This is a genomic window from Streptomyces sp. NPDC002779 (assembly GCF_042888685.1).
In the GTDB taxonomy this organism is placed as follows: Bacteria; Actinomycetota; Actinomycetes; order Streptomycetales; family Streptomycetaceae; genus Streptomyces.
This window is the reverse complement of record NZ_JBIAQC010000001.1, coordinates 578,804-596,148: the sequence shown is the minus strand read 5'-3', so window position 1 is coordinate 596,148 and position 17,345 is coordinate 578,804. Positions and strand designations below refer to the sequence as shown.

Annotated in this window: 13 protein-coding genes; 12 read left to right on the top strand and 1 reads right to left on the bottom strand. The window is 67.8% G+C overall.

The window, feature by feature from the left end; all coding sequences use genetic code 11:
• Positions 1-17: 17 nt before the first annotated feature.
• Positions 18-308, bottom strand: coding sequence for a hypothetical protein (locus ACFYW5_RS02685; protein WP_389415110.1), 291 nt, complete (start codon positions 306-308; stop codon positions 18-20).
• A gap of 323 nt (positions 309-631) precedes the next feature.
• On the opposite strand from ACFYW5_RS02685, the gene ACFYW5_RS02680 reads away from it, so the two are divergent.
• The 12 genes from ACFYW5_RS02680 to ACFYW5_RS02625 all read left to right on the top strand — a co-directional run bounded on the left by ACFYW5_RS02680 (position 632) and on the right by ACFYW5_RS02625 (position 17,228).
• The gene (locus ACFYW5_RS02680; RefSeq protein ID WP_389415621.1) at positions 632-2,791 is read left to right on the top strand and encodes an ABC transporter family substrate-binding protein; all 2,160 of its coding nucleotides are present in this window, start codon (positions 632-634) and stop codon (positions 2,789-2,791) included.
• 195 nt (positions 2,792-2,986) lie between these two features.
• The gene (gene typA, locus ACFYW5_RS02675; RefSeq protein ID WP_389415109.1) at positions 2,987-4,894 is read left to right on the top strand and encodes a translational GTPase TypA; all 1,908 of its coding nucleotides are present in this window, start codon (positions 2,987-2,989) and stop codon (positions 4,892-4,894) included.
• Between the two features lie 361 nt (positions 4,895-5,255).
• Positions 5,256-6,302: an ABC transporter permease gene (locus ACFYW5_RS02670; RefSeq protein ID WP_389415108.1), complete on the top strand. Its 1,047-nt coding sequence runs from the start codon at positions 5,256-5,258 to the stop codon at positions 6,300-6,302.
• 101 nt (positions 6,303-6,403) lie between these two features.
• Entirely contained in the window at positions 6,404-8,194 is a 1,791-nt protein-coding gene (locus tag ACFYW5_RS02665; RefSeq protein ID WP_389415107.1) for an ABC transporter substrate-binding protein, read from the top strand.
• A gap of 97 nt (positions 8,195-8,291) precedes the next feature.
• The gene (locus ACFYW5_RS02660) at positions 8,292-9,269 is read left to right on the top strand and encodes an ABC transporter permease (RefSeq protein ID WP_389415106.1); all 978 of its coding nucleotides are present in this window, start codon (positions 8,292-8,294) and stop codon (positions 9,267-9,269) included.
• A 16-nt stretch (positions 9,270-9,285) separates the two neighbouring features.
• Positions 9,286-10,347, top strand: coding sequence for an ABC transporter ATP-binding protein (locus ACFYW5_RS02655; RefSeq protein WP_389415105.1), 1,062 nt, complete (start codon positions 9,286-9,288; stop codon positions 10,345-10,347).
• 14 nt (positions 10,348-10,361) lie between these two features.
• The gene (locus ACFYW5_RS02650; RefSeq protein ID WP_389415104.1) at positions 10,362-11,471 is read left to right on the top strand and encodes an ABC transporter ATP-binding protein; all 1,110 of its coding nucleotides are present in this window, start codon (positions 10,362-10,364) and stop codon (positions 11,469-11,471) included.
• A gap of 211 nt (positions 11,472-11,682) precedes the next feature.
• Positions 11,683-13,311 (top strand): ABC transporter substrate-binding protein, encoded by a 1,629-nt coding sequence (locus ACFYW5_RS02645; RefSeq protein WP_389415103.1) that lies wholly within the window; start codon positions 11,683-11,685, stop codon positions 13,309-13,311.
• A 6-nt stretch (positions 13,312-13,317) separates the two neighbouring features.
• Positions 13,318-14,241 (top strand): ABC transporter permease, encoded by a 924-nt coding sequence (locus tag ACFYW5_RS02640; protein ID WP_389415102.1) that lies wholly within the window; start codon positions 13,318-13,320, stop codon positions 14,239-14,241.
• Positions 14,234-15,211 (top strand): ABC transporter permease, encoded by a 978-nt coding sequence (locus ACFYW5_RS02635; protein WP_389415101.1) that lies wholly within the window; start codon positions 14,234-14,236, stop codon positions 15,209-15,211. The genes ACFYW5_RS02640 and ACFYW5_RS02635 overlap by 8 nt, the downstream gene beginning before the upstream one ends.
• A gap of 3 nt (positions 15,212-15,214) precedes the next feature.
• Entirely contained in the window at positions 15,215-16,198 is a 984-nt protein-coding gene (locus tag ACFYW5_RS02630) for an ABC transporter ATP-binding protein (RefSeq protein ID WP_389415099.1), read from the top strand.
• Positions 16,191-17,228, top strand: a complete 1,038-nt coding sequence (locus tag ACFYW5_RS02625) for an ABC transporter ATP-binding protein (protein WP_389415098.1) — start codon at positions 16,191-16,193, stop codon at positions 17,226-17,228. The genes ACFYW5_RS02630 and ACFYW5_RS02625 overlap by 8 nt, the downstream gene beginning before the upstream one ends.
• The last annotated feature ends 117 nt before the right edge of the window (positions 17,229-17,345 follow it).

Here is a 17,345-nt window from a genome sequence, read left to right as displayed (position 1 = left end):
TTTGACTCCGGTCGGGTTCAGGGGGCTCGTCGGTCCCGGGCGCCTAGACCCTCGTCGTCCGTGTCGATCCACAGAGAGTCGTCGTACGGGGTGTCGGGGATGGTGACGAGATCGGGGCGCTTCTGTGCCGCGGGGGCGCTGGCCGCCGCGCGCAGCAGGGCCACGCTCTCGCGCAGGTGATCGCAGTCGGTGCGGACGCGGCGGATGTCCAGACCGTCGCTTCCGAGCTGCTGTTCCAGACGGCTCACCGACCTGTTCAGGTCGTCGAGGCACCGCTGCAGTGCTGTCAGGTCGTCGTGCACGGACATGACGTGACCTCGCTTCCGTCGGCCGCGCGGCCGTGGGTGGCAACGTTCATGCGCCTGCGAGTGTCGCGCGTCACACCTGTCGCTGTGAAGGGATGTGCACCGATTGGCCGAGGCGCATAGGTGCATCGCGTGGTGCGTTGCGCCGCACGGGTGGGGTTCCTGGCGTGGCCCGCCGTGTCGCCGCCCGTTGCCGAACCCTTTCCTCTTCAGTGGCCGCATAGATGTGATCAGCACCATATACCGCCAAAAGTGATCATAACCCCCGCGGCTCACGGAGGTAAGCAGAGATGTCCGACCAGCCACGACGCGCCCGCAGACAACCGATGGCCCCGCACGGCCTTTCCCGCGGAGCGCTGCGCTCGGTCATCTTCCTCACCGCGGGCGCGCTCGCGGTGACCGCCCTGGCGGGCTGCGCCTCCGAGGACCCCGCGGGCAAGCCGCTCGCCGGGCAGGACATCGCCCCCGCCGCCCGCTCCCTGGTCGCCGACGGCGGCACCCTGCGCTGGGCCGTCGACTCGGTGCCGGAGACCCTGAACACCTTCCAGGCCGACGCCGACGCCACCACTACCCGGGTCGCCCAGGCCGTCCTGCCGTCGATGTTCCGCCTCGACGAGCGCGGGCGCCCGGAACTGAACCCCGACTACCTGGAGTCCGCCAAGGTCGTCGGGACCGAGCCCAGGCAGGTCGTGCTGTACAAGCTCCACCAGCAGGCCGTCTGGAGCGACGGCCGCGAGATCGGCGCCGCCGACTTCGCCGCCCAGTGGCGCGCCCTGTCCGGCAAGGACTCCGCCTACTGGACCGCGCGCAACGCAGGCTACGAGCGCATCGAGCGGATCGAGCGCGGGGCCAACGACCTGGAGGTCAAGGTCACCTTCGCCCGGCCCTACGCCGACTGGCGCTCGCTGTTCTCGCCGCTGTACCCGAAGGACGTCATGGGCACCCCGGACGCCTTCAACGACGGCGCTCGCCGCAAGCTCAAGGTCACCGCCGGACCCTTCTCCGTCAAGAAGGTCGACCGCGAGGACGACGAGATCACCCTCACCCGCAATCCGCGCTGGTGGGGCAGCCAGGCCAAGCTGAACGAGATCGTGCTGCGCGCGGTGCCCCGCGACAAGCGGGCCGCGGCGCTGACCGCCGGCACGCTCGACCTGGCCGAGATCGACCCCGAGACGGTCCGCCGGATCGGGCTCGCCGCCCGCGCCGGCGGCAACGGCGCCGCCACCCCGCGCCAGAGCGCCACCCCCCTGGCCGGCCCCGGCAGCGACGGCTCCGACGAGGAGGCGGCCGAGGACGAGATCAGCGCGCGCAAGAAGGAGCGCCGGGCGCTCACCAAGGACGAACGCCGCCAGCAGGCCCTGCGCGGCTTCGAGGTGCGCCGCTCGCTGGAGCCCGCCTTCACCCAGCTCGCCCTCAACGGCGCCGACGGTCCGCTCGCCGACGAGCGGGTGCGCCGGGCGGTGGCCCGCGCGCTGGACCGCAAGGAGCTCGCCGGGGCCGTCCTGAAGCCGCTGGGACTGCCCGCGGAGCCCGTCGGCAGCCATCTGGCGCTCGCCGGACAGGCCGCCTACGCCGACAACAGCGGCGCGCTGGGCGGCCAGGACACCGCGGAGGCCCAGGCGCTGCTCGCGGACGCCGGGTGGGTGCGCGGCGGACCGGTGAAGCAGAAGAAGAACGAGAAGGCCGCAGGCGCCGAGGGCGAGCAGGACAGCGGGAAGAAGAAGGAGAGCAAGGAGAGCAAGGAGGAGAAGGAGAAGGAGTCCGGGGGCGGCGACGACGGCACGTACATCGTCGGTGACGACAAGGCGCCCGCCGAGGCGGACCGGGAGAAGAAGCGGCACGAGCTGAAGCAGGGCGGCGCGCCGGGCGCGTACGCCCCGAAGGGCACGGCGGCTCCCGCGGGCGCCGCGGCCGGAGCGCTGGCCAAGGACGGCAAGGCCCTGACGCTCCGCTTCGTGCTCCCCTCGGGCCCGGGCTCGCAGACGCTGCAGACGGTCGCGGAGCGCATCCGGCGGATGCTGGACCGGGTCGGCATCCGCACGGAGCTGTCCAAGGTGTCGGACGAGAGCTACTTCAAGGACCACATCGCCTCCGGCGAGTACGACCTGGCGCTGTACTCCTGGCCGGCCTCCGCCTTCCCGGCCACCGACGCCCGCCCGATCTACGCCAAGCCCGTCCCGGCCGCCGACGGCTCCCTGAACGTCGAGCAGAACTACACCCGGGTGGGCACCGACCAGGTGGACCAGCTGTTCGACCAAGCTGTCTCCACGCTGAACGAGGGCGAAACGAAGAGCCTCATCCGCAAGGCGGACTCGAGGATCTGGGCCGCGGCCGGCTCGATCCCGCTCTACCAGCGCCCTCAGCTGACGGCGGCGAGGAAGAACCTGGCCAACGCGGGTGCCTTCGGCTTCCAGACCCCGGTCTACGAGGACATGGGCTTCGTGAAGAAGGGCGCGCGACCGGCGGCGGGCCCGTCGAAGAAGTAGGGGTGACTTTTACGGGGCCGACGGTCGCCGTCGGCCCCGTAAACCCGCGTTCACCTGCACGGATGTATCCCGGCGCGCTTGCACACCGTGGGCCCCGTACCATGGGGTGAGGCCGTGGCATGTCAAGCCCGGCAGGGCCCGCGTAACACCTAGGTACGCGCAGGCCGTCCTCACACTCCGGGAGAACGCCGCAATATGGCCACGCGCCACGACATTCGTAACGTCGCCATCGTCGCTCACGTCGACCACGGCAAGACGACCATCGTCGATGCCATGCTCAAGCAGGCCGGCTCCTTCGCCGCGCACGCCGCCGAGTCCCTCGACGACCGCATGATGGACTCGAACGATCTGGAGCGTGAGAAGGGCATCACGATCCTGGCCAAGAACACGGCCGTCAAGTACCACCCGAAGGATGGCGGCGACGTCATCACCATCAACATCATCGACACCCCCGGCCACGCCGACTTCGGCGGTGAGGTCGAGCGCGGCCTGTCGATGGTGGACGCCGTCGTGCTGCTCGTGGACGCCTCCGAGGGCCCGCTGCCGCAGACCCGCTTCGTGCTCCGCAAGGCGCTCCAGCAGCGGCTGCCGGTCATCCTGTGCATCAACAAGACGGACCGGCCCGACTCCCGGATCGACGAGGTCGTCAACGAGACGTACGACCTCTTCCTCGACCTGGACGCCGACGAGGACCAGATCGAGTTCCCGATCGTCTACGCGTGCGGCCGTGACGGCATCGCCTCGCTGACCAAGCCGGAGGACGGCACCGTCCCGGCCGACTCGACCAGCCTGGAGCCGTTCTTCTCCACCATCCTGGAGCACGTCCCGGCCCCGACCTACGACGAGGCCGCCCCGCTGCAGGCGCACGTCACCAACCTGGACGCCGACAACTTCCTCGGCCGTATCGCGCTGCTGCGGGTCGAGCAGGGCGAGCTCAGGAAGGGCCAGACGGTCGCGTGGATCAAGCGTGACGGAACGATCAGCAACGTCCGCATCACCGAGCTGATGATGACCGAGGCGCTCACCCGCAGGCCCGCCGAGGTGGCCGGCCCCGGTGACATCTGCGCTGTCGCCGGTATCGCGGACATCATGATCGGCGAGACCCTCGCCGACCCCGAGAACCCCGTCGCGCTCCCGCTGATCACGGTCGACGAGCCGGCGATCTCCATGACCATCGGCACCAACACCTCCCCGCTGGTCGGCCGCGGCGGCACCGGCAAGGGCGCCGACGCCAAGGCGGCCGTCAAGGACCGCAAGGTCACCGCCCGCCAGGTCAAGGACCGCCTCGACCGCGAGCTGATCGGCAACGTCTCGCTCCGCGTCCTCGACACCGAGCGCCCCGACGCCTGGGAGGTCCAGGGCCGTGGTGAGCTCGCGCTCGCCATCCTGGTCGAGCAGATGCGCCGCGAGGGCTTCGAGCTGACCATCGGCAAGCCCCAGGTCGTCACCAAGGAGATCGACGGCAAGGTCTACGAGCCGGTCGAGCGCATGACGATCGACGTGCCCGAGGAGCACATGGGCGCGGTCACGCAGCTCATGGGCGTCCGCAAGGGCCGGATGGACAACATGTCCAACCACGGCTCCGGCTGGGTCCGCATGGAGTTCGTGGTGCCGTCCCGCGGACTCATCGGGTTCCGCACCGAGTTCCTGACCCAGACCCGCGGTACGGGTATCGGCCACTCCATCCACGAGGGCTTCGAGCCCTGGTTCGGCACGCTCCAGACCCGTAACAACGGTTCCCTGGTCGCCGACCGCGCCGGTGCCGTCACCGCGTTCGCGATGACGAACCTCCAGGAGCGCGGCGTGCTCTTCGTGGACCCGGGCACCGAGGTGTACGAGGGCATGATCGTCGGCGAGAACTCGCGCTCCGACGACATGGACGTCAACATCACCAAGGAGAAGAAGCTCACCAACATGCGGTCGTCCTCGGCCGATTCGTTCGAGGCGATCGTCCCGCCGCGCAAGCTCTCCCTGGAGCAGTCGCTGGAGTTCTGCCGCGACGACGAGTGCGTCGAGGTCACCCCGGAGGCCGTTCGCATCCGCAAGGTGAACCTGGACGCCCGCGAGCGCGCCCGCGCCGCGAGCCGCGCCAAGCACGGCTGACGCACCCTCACACAGAAGCCCCTCGGCAGCCGCCGAGGGGCTTCTGGTCGTGCGCCGAAGCCTCGGCTTCAGCGGCCCGTAACCCTTGTTCGAATATCGGTGCTCCGGAACTCAAGTTTCGGACGTGTAAACGGCAAAATTGAACTTAAATGTCTGATTTGACGGTTTGCCGTCTCACTTGTCAAGCGCGCGCAGGTGTCAATCTTTGCAATTTTTGCTCAAAATATTGACGGTAGGGAGATCCCTATGTCTTACGCCCTTGACGCGCGTTGATGCATTTGGCGACAGTTCCCCCAAACCGCAGAACCTGCCGGTAACTGTGCTGCGCTCAACTCTCCAACCCCCCGGGGGAAGAACACACATGACCAGTCCGACGAAGGCCGAGGGCTCCGGGTCCGCGGTCGCCTTGGACCCTGAACTCGAAGCAACCTCAGAGGTTGCCGACAAGCCAAAGAAGCTTGAGGGTCGATCTCCCGGGCAGTTGATGTGGCAGCGCTTCAGGCGTGACCGTACAGGGGTCTTCTGTGCCGGCGTAGTGATTTTTTTCTTCGTCGTGGCCTTGTGCGCGCCGTTGCTCACCGCGATCAGCGGCACCAACCCGTACACCCTGTACGGTCAGGATCCGACGTACGCGGACAAGCCGGTCCTGGACGAGTTCGGTCTTCCGCTCGGCTACTTCGGCGGAATGTCGGCCGATCACTGGTTCGGCGTGGAGCCGCAGTACGGCCGCGATCTGTTCGCCATGCTGGTGTACGGCATGCGGACGTCGCTGTTCATGGCGCTCGGAGTGTCGGTCCTGCTGACTGTGACCGGCGTGATCATCGGTCTGGTCGGCGGCTACTTCGCCGGTCGCACCGACTACTGGCTCGGCCGGGTCACGGACTTCTTCCTGTCCTTCCCGTCGCAGCTGTTCTTCATCGCCTTCATGCCCGTGGTGACCTCGTTCTTCGTGGACCCGCGGGACGAGACGCCCACGTACTTCCGGGCGCTGGCTATCCTGATCGTGCTGTGGGTGCTCGGCTGGATGGGTATGTCCCGTCTTGTCCGCTCGGTGGTACTGGCCCTGCGTGAGCGGGAGTTCATCGAGGCCGCCAAGGTGTCCGGGGCCTCACCGGGCCGGATCATCCGCAAGGAGGTCCTGCCGAACATCGTCACCCCGGTGCTGGTGCAGTTCACGTACCAGCTGCCCAGCACCATCCTCACCATCGCCTTCCTCTCCTTCGCGGGCGTCGGCTTCGTCGAGCCCACCCCGGACTGGGGGCGTCTGTTCGCCGCCGGCGCCGACTACACCCAGCAGGACCCAGCGTTCATCTTCTTCCCGGGTGTGGCGCTCGTGATCTTCATCCTGTGCTTCAACCTCCTCGGAGACTCGGTACGGGATGCCTTCGACCCCAAGTCCGGGCGCTGAGCCGTCCTTGGTGGGGGGTGGCTGCCGCCCCCACGTCGGCCTACCAGCCGCGTCAGGCAGTACATACGGACAACAACCGACAGGTAGGTGCATTCACCGCTATGAAGTCGTTCACCTCGCGCAGAGCGCGCGCCATCATGGTCGCCATCGCGGCCGGCTCCCTCGCGCTCACGGGCTGCTCGGAGAACACCGGAAACACCGGTGGGGAGAAGGGCGAGAGCCAGGACAAGGCCAAGGAGCAGTCCCAGGGTGTCGCCTACCTGGACGCCAAGGCTTCGACCGGTCCGGCCGAGGAGGTCCCCGGGGCCAAGCCGGGTGGCACCGTCACGGTCTACCAGGAGTCCGGTCTCTCGCACATGGACCCGGGCCAGATCTACGTCTCGGACGCCGGTCAGTTCGCCAACCTGGTCTTCCGTGGCCTGACCAACTTCGAGGAGGACGGCAAGGGCGGCGTCGCCGTCGTGGGTGACCTCGCGACCGACTCCGGTCAGTCGTCCAACGACAACAAGACCTGGACGTTCAAGCTGAAGGACGGCATCAAGGACGAGAACGGCAAGGAGATAACCTCCGCCGACGTCCGCCACACCGTCGAGCGCCTGTACGCCGAGTTCATCTTCGACGGCCCGACCTACCTCCAGACCTGGCTGAGCGGCCCGGACTACCGCAAGGAGCTGCCGGACGGCGGCTTCGGCAAGAAGCACCTGCCGGACTCGGTCCTGGAGACCCCGGACGACAAGACGATCGTCTTCCACTTCGACACCCCGCGTCCCGACCTGCCGATGACGCTGGCCATGCCGGGCTACTCCATCGTGCCGGAGGAGTCCGACACGAAGGAGAAGTACGACACGGCTCCGGTCGCCCTCGGCCCGTACAAGATCGCGGAGTTCAAGGCCGGCAAGACCCTGAAGCTCGTCAAGAACGAGAAGTGGGACCCGAAGACGGACTCGGTGCGTCACCAGTACGTGGACGGCTTCAACTTCGAGTTCGGCATCACCGAGTCGTCCCAGACCAAGCGTCTGATCTCCGACCAGGGTGACGCCAAGAACGCCATCCAGTTCACCGGCGGTGTCGACGCCACCCAGATCCAGGACGTCATCGGCGCCCCGGCCGTCAACAAGCGCACCATCAAGGGCTACCAGCCCTACGTGATGACGCTGACGTTCAACATGGACCGCGTCAAGAACAAGGCCGTCCGTGACGCCGCCACCTACGCGGTGAACTCCAAGTCGCTGATCGCCGGTGAGGGTGGCGCGTTCGGTGGCGACGTCGCCCCGAACCTGTTCGCCCCGACCCTGCCGGGCTACGACGCGAAGTACGACCCCTACGGCCGTCTGAAGACGCCGGCGGGCAACATCGAGAAGGCCAAGGAACTGCTCGCCGACGTTCCGGCGTCCGAGAAGAAGCTGGTCTTCGCCTACGCCAACTCCGAGGCGGGCCAGAAGCGCAAGGTCGCCATCGAGGACGCCCTCGGCAAGGTCGGCTTCGACGTCGTCTCCAAGGAGATCGACGCCGCGAGCTACTACGAGCAGATCGGCAAGCTCGACAACCCGTTCGACATCTACATCACCGGCTGGGGCCAGGACTGGCCGTCCGCCGCGACGGTCGTGACGCCGATCTACGACGGTGACCAGGTCGCCGACGGTGCGCCGAACTACTCCCACATCGACGACCCGAAGGTCCAGGAGCTGATCAATAAGGCCCTGACCGAGCAGCCGGAGAAGGCCGCCAAGACCTGGGAAGAGGCTCACAAGTACATCCTCGAGGAGGTCAACCCGGCCGCCCCGCTGTGGTACACCAAGCAGTTCCAGCTCTACGGCTCGAACGTCGGCGGTGCCCGCTACAGCACTGAGTCCAGCTACCTGGACGTGACTCGAGTGTTCCTGAAGTCGTAGCTCTCTACGGCTGTTCGCGGGGGCGCGCACCAGGCGGAGCGCGTCCCCGCGGTTCCGTGAACCCGTCCACCGTCTCCGCAGAGAGCAGCCCCCCGCCATGCTTCAGTTCATCCTCCGGCGCTCGGTCGGTGCCGTCGTCACCTTGTTCCTGATCGGCGCCGCAACCTTCTTCCTCTTCGTCGCCGCGCCGTCCGACTACGCCTCCCTGGCCTGTGGCAAGGACTGCTCGCCCGAGCGACTGGAGGACATCCGGCAGGCCCTCGGCCTCAACCAGCCGCTTGCCACGCAGTTCTGGGAGTTCATGTCCGGCATCGTGGCCGGCCGTGACTTCCCGCAGGGTGACTGCCCCGCCCCGTGCCTGGGCCGGTCGTTCTTCTACAACGACAACGTCACCGCCATCATCATGGACCGCCTCCCGCTGACCCTGTCCCTGACGGCCGGCGCCCTGGTCGTCTTCCTCGTCGTCGGAATCGGCGCGGGCATGGTGGCCGCCTACCGGCGGGGCACGATGATCGACAAGGCCGCCACCGGCGCGTCCATGGTGCTCAGCTCGTTCCAGATCTACTTCCTCGGCCCGATCGTGCTGCTGATCTTCGTGTACAGCACCGGCTGGGTGGAGAACCCGAAGTACGTCCCGTTCACCGACGACCCGTTCGGCTGGCTTGCCGGTCTGTGGATCCCCATGGCCGTCATGGCGACGATCTTCACCGGCCAGTACACCCGTATGGCGCGCTCCTCGATGATCGAGCAGCTGCAGGAGGAGCACGTGCGCACCGCCCGGGCCAAGGGCATGGGCAAGAAGTACGTGTTCTTCCGCTACGCCTGGCGCGGTTCGCTCATCCCGATCGTGACCATCCTCGGCATCGACCTCAGCTCGCTGCTCGGCGGCGGTGTCGTCACCGAACTCACCTTTGACCTTCAGGGGATCGGCCGCCTCGCCGTGGATGGAGCGGTCACGAAGGACCTCCCACTGACGATGGGCGTCATGCTGGTCGGAGCCTTCTTCATCCTGCTCCTCAACATCCTCGTCGACATCGCGTACGCCTGGATCGACCCGCGCGTCCGACTCTCCTAAGGAAGAACGAACCACCGTGACCACACTGACCAAAACCGAGGACGTCCCGGCCCCGACCGGGCCCGAGAGCTTCCTCTCGGTCCGTGACCTGCGGGTGCAGTTCTCCACCGAGGACGGCATCGTCAAGGCGGTCGACGGCCTTTCCTTCGATGTCGAACGCGGCAAGACCCTGGGCATCGTCGGCGAGTCGGGCTCCGGCAAGTCCGTCACCAACCTGACCGTCCTGGGCCTGCACAACCCGCGGACCACCACCATCGACGGCGAGATCGTCCTGGACGGCCAGGAGCTCGTCACCGCCAAGGAGAAGGAGCTGGAGAAGCTCCGCGGCAACAAGATGGCGATGATCTTCCAGGACCCGCTGACGGCGCTGTCGCCGTACTACACGGTGGGACGGCAGCTCTCCGAGCCGTACATGAAGCACATGGGGGCCTCCAAGAAGGAGGCCAAGGACCGGGCGATCCAGATGCTGGAGAAGGTCGGCATCCCGCAGCCCAAGGTGCGCTTCGACGACTACCCGCACCAGTTCTCCGGCGGTATGCGTCAGCGCGCGATGATCGCCATGGCCCTGATGTGCGACCCCGAACTGCTGATCGCCGACGAGCCGACCACCGCGCTCGACGTGACCGTGCAGGCGCAGATCCTCGACCTGCTGAAGGACCTGCAGCAGGAGTTCGGCTCCGCGATCGTCTTCATCACCCACGACCTCGGCGTCATCGCCAACATGGCCGACGACCTGCTGGTGATGTACGCGGGCCGGGCCGTCGAGCGCGGCTCCGTAAAGGAAGTGCTGCGCACCCCGAGGCACCCGTACACCTGGGGCCTGCTCAGCTCCATGCCGCGCCTGGACGGCGACATCGAGCAGGAACTGACACCGATCCCGGGCAGCCCGCCGTCGCTGCTGAACCCGCCGACCGGATGCCCCTTCCACCCGCGCTGCGCCTTCCGTGACAAGGTGCCCGGCAATCTGTGCAGCGAATCCCGGCCGCCCCTGGGCGAGGGCCGCGCCTCCGCCTGCCACCTCTCGGTGGAGCAGAAGCAGACCATCTTCATCGACGAGATCCAGCCCCGGCTGCGCTAGGGAGAACCGAGATCATGAGCGAGAACCTCACCCTCCCCGCACAGCAGGGCTCCACCACCTCCTCGGAGCCGCTCCTGGAGGTCACGGGCCTGACCAAGCACTTCCCCATCTACGGCGGCTTCCCGATCAAACGCAGGGTCGGCGCCGTCCAGGCCGTCGACGGCGTCGATCTGAGCGTCGGCGTGGGCGAGAGCCTGGGCCTGGTCGGCGAGTCGGGCTGTGGCAAGTCCACCACCGGGCGCCTGATCACCCGGCTTCTGGAGCCGACCGCGGGCCGGATCACGTACGCCGGTCAGGACATCACGCGTGCCACGCGCAGGCAGCTGGCGCCCGTACGGTCCGAGATCCAGATGATCTTCCAGGACCCGTACTCCTCGCTGAACCCGCGGCAGACCGTCGGCTCCATCATCAAGTCCCCGATGGAGGTCAACGGGATCAACCCCGAGGGCGGCCGGGAGAAGCGTGTCCGGGAGCTGCTGGAGCTGGTCGGTCTCAACCCCGAGCACTACAACCGCTTCCCGCACGAGTTCTCGGGCGGTCAGCGCCAGCGCATCGGTGTCGCCCGGGCGCTCGCGCTGAACCCCAAGCTGATCGTGGCCGACGAGCCGGTCTCGGCGCTGGACGTGTCCATCCAGGCGCAGGTGGTGAACCTGCTCCAGAAGGTCCAGGACGAGCTGGGCATCGCCTTCGTCTTCATCGCCCACGACCTCGCGATCGTGCGGCACTTCTCGCAGCGCGTGGCCGTCATGTATCTCGGCAAGGTGGTCGAGGTCGGCGACCGGGACTCCATCTACAACCGGCCCCGGCACCCCTACACCCACGCTCTGCTCTCCGCAGTGCCCGAGGTGCAGGTGGATGACGAGGTCGAGCAGCGGGAGCGGATCCGGCTCTACGGTGACGTCCCCTCGCCGATCTTCCCGCCGTCCGGCTGCCGGTTCCGCACCCGCTGCTGGAAGGCGCAGGACAAGTGCGCCACGGAGGAGCCCCCGCTCGTGCAGATCTCCGGCAACCGCGGCGGTCACCTGACGGCGTGCCACTTCCCGGAGGAGCCGACCACCGTGGCCCGCGACGAGGACGTCGTCATGGACCCGTCGCTCATCGCTCTCGAGGCCGACCAGGACTGAGTCCACTCTCCCTCTTCAGGGCCTGTCCACCGGAGCAGGTCGCACCCCGGCCGGGTGCGATCCGCTCCGGGGGCAGGCCCGTCGCGTTTGTAGCCCATAGGGCTGCAAGAGTGTGCGTTGTGTGGCATATCGGCCGATATTTGCCGGTAGTAGCCCAGCGTCCAGGCGCTGGAAACACAGCGCAAGCACAGCGCAGTCTGAGGAGGACTCCATGCGTGGAGCCACGCACGCCAAATGGGCCGCATGCGCGGCGGCGGTAGCGCTCGCGGCGTCGGCCTGCGGAGGCGGGGGCGGCGACAGCGGTGGGGACACCGGCGCGGTGCTGAGCTCCTCCTGGGGCGATCCGCAGAACCCGCTGGAGCCCGCCAACACCAATGAGGTGCAGGGCGGCAAGGTCCTCGACATGATCTTCCGCGGCCTCAAGCGGTACGACCCGGAGACCGGCGAGGCGACGGACATGCTCGCCGAGAAGATCGAGACGACCGACTCGCAGAACTTCACCGTCACCCTCAAGGACTGGTCCTTCAGCAACGGCGAGAAGGTCACCGCCAAGTCCTTCGTGGACGCCTGGAACTACGGCGCCAGCCTGAAGAACAACCAGAAGAACGCCTACTTCTTCAGCTACATCGAGGGCTACGACAAGACCCACCCCGAGGACGGCGGCAAGCAGAGCGCCGACACCCTCTCCGGGCTGAAGGTCGTCGACGACAAGACCTTCACCGTCAAGCTCAGCCAGAAGTTCTCCACGTTCCCCGAGACCCTCGGCTACCCGGCCTTCGCCCCGCTGCCGCAGGCGTTCTTCGACGACCGCGACGCCTGGCTGAGCAAGCCCGTCGGCAACGGCCCGTACACCGTCGACTCCTACGCCAAGGGCTCCCAGATGTCCCTGCGCACCTGGGACGCCTACCCCGGCGAGGACAAGGCGCAGAACGGCGGCGTCGACCTCAAGGTCTACACCGACAACAACACCGCCTACACCGACCTGATGGCCGGCAACCTCGACCTGGTCGACGACGTCCCCGCCGCCCAGCTCAAGAACGTCCAGGCCGACCTCGGCGACCGCTACCTCAACACCCCCGCCGGCATCATCCAGACGCTCGCCTTCCCTTACTACGACGACAAGTGGAACAAGGCCGGCATGGAGAAGGTCCGCACGGGCCTGTCCCGGGCCATCGACCGCGACCAGATCACCGAGACCATCTTCCAGAAGACCCGCACCCCGGCCACCGACTGGACCTCCCCGGTGCTCGGCGAGGACGGCGGCTTCAAGGAAGGGCTCTGCGGCGACGCCTGCGAGTACGACCCCGACGCGGCCAAGCAGCTCATCGAGGAGGGCGGCGGGCTCCCCGGCGGCCAGGTCAAGATCACGTACAACGCGGACACCGGCTCGCACAAGGACTGGGTGGACGCCGTCTGCAACTCCATCAACAACGCGCTCGACAACGAACGCGCCTGCGTCGGCAACCCGGTCGGCACCTTCGCCGACTTCCGCAGCCAGATCACCGACCTCAAGATGAGCGGCCCGTTCCGCGCGGGCTGGCAGATGGACTATCCGCTCATCCAGAACTTCCTCCAGCCGCTCTACTACACGAACGCCTCCTCCAACGACGGCAAGTGGTCCAACAAGGAGTTCGACGACCTCGTCGACCAGGCCAACGCCGAGACCGACACCGCCAAGGCGGTCGGCCTCTTCCAGGACGCCGAGGAGGTCGTACGGGACAACATGGCCGCCATCCCGCTCTGGTACCAGAACGGCAGCGCGGGCTACTCGGAGCGGCTGTCCGACGTGAAGCTCAACCCGTTCAGCGTCCCCGTCTACAACGAGATCAAGGTCGGCTGAGCGCCCATGGGACGGTACGTCGTCCGACGCCTGCTCCAGATGATCCCGGTCTTCATCGGGGCGACCCTGCTGATCTTCCTCATGGTGAACGTGATGGGCGACCCCATCGCGGGACTCTGCGGCGACCGGCAGTGCGACCCGGCGACGGCCGCCCAGCTGAAGAAGGAGTTCGGCCTCGACAAGCCGGTCTGGCAGCAATACCTGACGTACATGGGGAACGTCTTCACCGGCGACTTCGGCACCGCGTTCAACGGGCAGGAGGTCACCGAGCTGATGGCGACGGCGTTCCCGGTGACCATCCGGCTGACGATCGTCGCGATCCTCTTCGAGATCGTCATCGGCATCACGCTCGGTGTCATCACCGGGCTGCGCCGCGGCCGGCCCGTGGACACCGGGGTCCTGCTGGTCACCCTCGTGGTGATCTCCGTGCCGACCTTCGTCACCGGGCTGCTGCTGCAGCTGCTGCTCGGCGTGGAGTGGGGCTGGATCAGACCCTCCGTGTCCACCGACGCCACCTTCGGCGAGCTGATCGTGCCGGGCCTGGTCCTCGCCTCGGTCTCCCTCGCCTATGTCACCCGGCTGACCCGGACCTCCATCGCGGAGAACAAACGGTCCGACTACGTCCGTACGGCCGTCGCCAAGGGCCTGCCCCGGCGCCGGGTGATCACCCGGCATCTGCTGCGCAACTCGCTGATCCCGGTGGTCACCTTCATCGGCACCGACATCGGCGCGCTGATGGGCGGCGCGATCGTCACCGAGCGGATCTTCAACATCCACGGCGTGGGCTACCAGCTCTACCAGGGCATCCTGCGGCAGAACACCCAGACCGTGGTCGGCTTCGTGACCGTCCTCGTCCTGGTCTTCCTGGTCGCCAACCTGCTCGTCGACCTCCTCTACGCCGTACTCGATCCGAGGATCCGCTATGCCTGAACCCCGCGAACCCGAGGGTGCCATCGCCTCGACCGGCATGGGCGGCGCCATGGATCTGGCGACGTCGGAGGGGGAGAGCCTGGAGAGGACGCCGGGCGGCCCGGGCGGCGCGAGCCCGCAGGACAAGCCCCGCTCGCTGTGGTCCGACGCCTGGCGCGACCTGCGGCGCAACCCGGTCTTCCTCATCGCCGGGCTGGTCATCCTCTTCCTGGTCTTCGTCTCCCTGTGGCCGGGTGCCATCACCTGGATGAGCCCCCTCAAGTGCGACCTCGCCAAGGCCCAGCAGGGGTCCCAGTCCGGCCATCCCTTCGGCTTCAACGGCCAGGGCTGCGACGTCTACACCCGTACGGTCTACGGCGCCCGTACGTCCGTCACGGTCGGCGTCTGCGCCACGCTCGGGGTGGCGATCCTCGGCAGCGTGCTCGGCGGGCTCGCGGGGTTCTTCGGCGGGACGTGGGACTCGGTGCTCTCCCGGATCACGGACGTCTTCTTCGCGATCCCCGTCGTGCTCGGCGGGCTCGTGCTGCTGTCGGTGGTCACCAGCAACAGCATCTGGCCGGTCATCGGGTTCATGGTGCTGCTGGGGTGGCCGCAGATCTCCCGTATCGCCCGCGGCTCGGTCATCACCGTCAAACAGAACGACTACGTTCAGGCCGCCCGCGCGCTCGGCGCCACCAACTCCCGCATGCTGCTGCGGCACATCACGCCCAACGCGGTCGCCCCGGTGATCGTCGTCGCGACCATCGCGCTCGGCACGTACATCGCCCTGGAGGCGACCCTGTCCTACCTCGGCGTCGGCCTGAAACCGCCGAGCGTCTCCTGGGGCATCGACATCTCGGCCGCCTCCCCCTACATCCGCAACGCCCCGCACGCCCTGCTCTGGCCCTCGGGCGCCCTGGCGATCACCGTCCTGGCCTTCATCATGCTCGGCGACGCAATCCGCGACGCCCTCGACCCCAAACTGAGGTGAGACGTGCTGCTCGAAGTGCGTGATCTGCACGTGGAGTTCCGGACCAGGGACGGGGTCGCCAAGGCGGTCAACGGCGTCAGCTACGGGGTGGACGCGGGCGAGACCCTCGCCGTGCTCGGTGAGTCGGGGTCGGGCAAGTCGGTCACCGCGCAGACCGTCATGGGCATCCTCGACACGCCGCCGGGGCGGATCACCGCGGGCGAGGTCCTCTTCCGGGGCAGGGACCTGCTGAAGCTGAAGGAGGAGGAGCGCCGGAAGATCCGCGGCGCCGAGATGGCGATGATCTTCCAGGACGCGCTGTCGTCCCTGAACCCCGTGCTCAGCGTCGGCGACCAGCTCGGCGAGATGTTCGTCGTGCACCGGGGCATGTCGAAGAAGGACGCGCGGGCCAAGGCCGTGGAGCTGATGGACCGGGTCCGCATCCCCGCCGCCCGGGAACGGGTCAAGCAGTACCCCCACCAGTTCTCCGGCGGTATGCGCCAGCGCATCATGATCGCCATGGCGCTGGCCCTGGAGCCCGCCCTGATCATCGCCGACGAGCCGACCACCGCCCTGGACGTCACGGTCCAGGCCCAGGTCATGGAGCTGCTCGCGGAGCTGCAGCGCGAGTACAACATGGGCCTGATCCTCATCACCCACGACCTCGGCGTGGTCGCGGACGTCGCCGACCGGATCGCCGTGATGTACGCGGGCCGCATCGTGGAGTCGGCCCCCGTCCACGACATCTACAAGGCACCGGCCCACCCCTACACCCGGGGCCTGCTCGACTCCATCCCGCGCCTGGACCAGAAGGGCCGGGAGCTCTACGCCATCAAGGGACTGCCGCCGAACCTCATGCAGATCCCGCCCGGCTGCGCCTTCCACCCGCGCTGCCCCATGGCCCAGGACGTGTGCCGCACCGACGAACCGCCGCTGTACGAGGTGACCACGTCGGACGAGGACCGGGGCAGCGCCTGCCACTTCTGGCGGGAGTGCCTCCATGGCTGAGCCGCTCCTCCAGGTCCGCGGCCTGGTCAAGCACTACCCGCTGACCACGGGCGTCCTCTTCAAGAAGCAGGTCGGCGCGGTGAAGGCCGTGGACGGCGTGGACTTCGAACTGGACCGGGGCGAAACCCTCGGCATCGTCGGCGAGTCCGGCTGCGGCAAGTCGACGGTCGCCAAGCTGCTGGTCAACCTGGAACGGCCGACGGCGGGTTCGATCCGGTACAAGGGCGAGGACATCACCAAGCTCTCCGGCAAGGCCCTGAGAACCGTCCGCCGCAACATCCAGATGGTCTTCCAGGACCCCTACACCTCCCTCAACCCCCGGATGACCGTCGGCGACATCATCGGCGAGCCCTACGACATCCACCCCGAGGTGGCCCCGAAGGGCGACCGGCGCCGCAAGGTGCAGGACCTGCTGGACGTCGTCGGCCTCAACCCTGAGTACATCCACCGCTATCCGCACCAGTTCTCCGGCGGCCAGCGCCAGCGCATCGGCATCGCCCGCGGTCTCGCGCTGCGCCCCGAGGTCATCGTCGCCGACGAACCGGTCTCCGCCCTGGACGTCTCGGTCCAGGCCCAGGTCATCAACCTGATGGACCGCCTCCAGAACGAGTTCGACCTCTCCTACATCTTCATCGCCCACGACCTGTCGATCGTCCGGCACATCTCCGACCGGGTCGGCGTCATGTACCTCGGCCGCATCGTGGAGACCGGCAAGGACACCGAGATCTACGACCATCCGACGCACCCCTACACCCAGGCACTCCTGTCCGCCGTCCCCGTCCCCGACCCCGAGGCCCGGGAACACCGCGACCGGATCATCCTGACCGGCGACGTCCCGTCCCCGACGAACATCCCCTCCGGCTGCCGCTTCCGCACCCGCTGCTGGAAGGCCCAGGAACGCTGCGCCCAGGAGGTCCCCCTCCTCGCGGTCCCCTCCCACCTCAGCCTCCTGGCGGGCCCCGCCGCGCACGACTCGGCCTGCCACTTCGCGGAGGAGAAGCACGTCGTACCGTCGCAGGAGGCGGGGTAACACAGCGGCAACTCCCCTGACCCGGATCCGATATACGGACGCGTCAGTCTGGACACCGTACGGCCGTGCGGGTGCCGTAAACGGACCGGGGCACGCCATGTCGCCCCGGTCCGTTGC

Bases quoted from the DNA above. Each gene is read 5' to 3' on its own strand.
- ACFYW5_RS02670 (WP_389415108.1), top strand. From the start codon at position 5,256: ATGACCAGTCCGACGAAGGCCGAGGGCTCCGGGTCCGCGGTCGCCTTG.
- ACFYW5_RS02665 (WP_389415107.1), top strand. From the start codon at position 6,404: ATGAAGTCGTTCACCTCGCGCAGAGCGCGCGCCATCATGGTCGCCATC.
- ACFYW5_RS02640 (WP_389415102.1), top strand. From the start codon at position 13,318: ATGGGACGGTACGTCGTCCGACGCCTGCTCCAGATGATCCCGGTCTTC.
- ACFYW5_RS02635 (WP_389415101.1), top strand. From the start codon at position 14,234: ATGCCTGAACCCCGCGAACCCGAGGGTGCCATCGCCTCGACCGGCATG.
- ACFYW5_RS02660 (WP_389415106.1), top strand. From the start codon at position 8,292: ATGCTTCAGTTCATCCTCCGGCGCTCGGTCGGTGCCGTCGTCACCTTG.
- ACFYW5_RS02650 (WP_389415104.1), top strand. From the start codon at position 10,362: ATGAGCGAGAACCTCACCCTCCCCGCACAGCAGGGCTCCACCACCTCC.
- typA (WP_389415109.1), top strand. From the start codon at position 2,987: ATGGCCACGCGCCACGACATTCGTAACGTCGCCATCGTCGCTCACGTC.
- ACFYW5_RS02680 (WP_389415621.1), top strand. From the start codon at position 632: ATGGCCCCGCACGGCCTTTCCCGCGGAGCGCTGCGCTCGGTCATCTTC.
- ACFYW5_RS02685 (WP_389415110.1), bottom strand. From the start codon at position 308: ATGTCCGTGCACGACGACCTGACAGCACTGCAGCGGTGCCTCGACGAC.
- ACFYW5_RS02645 (WP_389415103.1), top strand. From the start codon at position 11,683: ATGCGTGGAGCCACGCACGCCAAATGGGCCGCATGCGCGGCGGCGGTA.
- ACFYW5_RS02625 (WP_389415098.1), top strand. From the start codon at position 16,191: ATGGCTGAGCCGCTCCTCCAGGTCCGCGGCCTGGTCAAGCACTACCCG.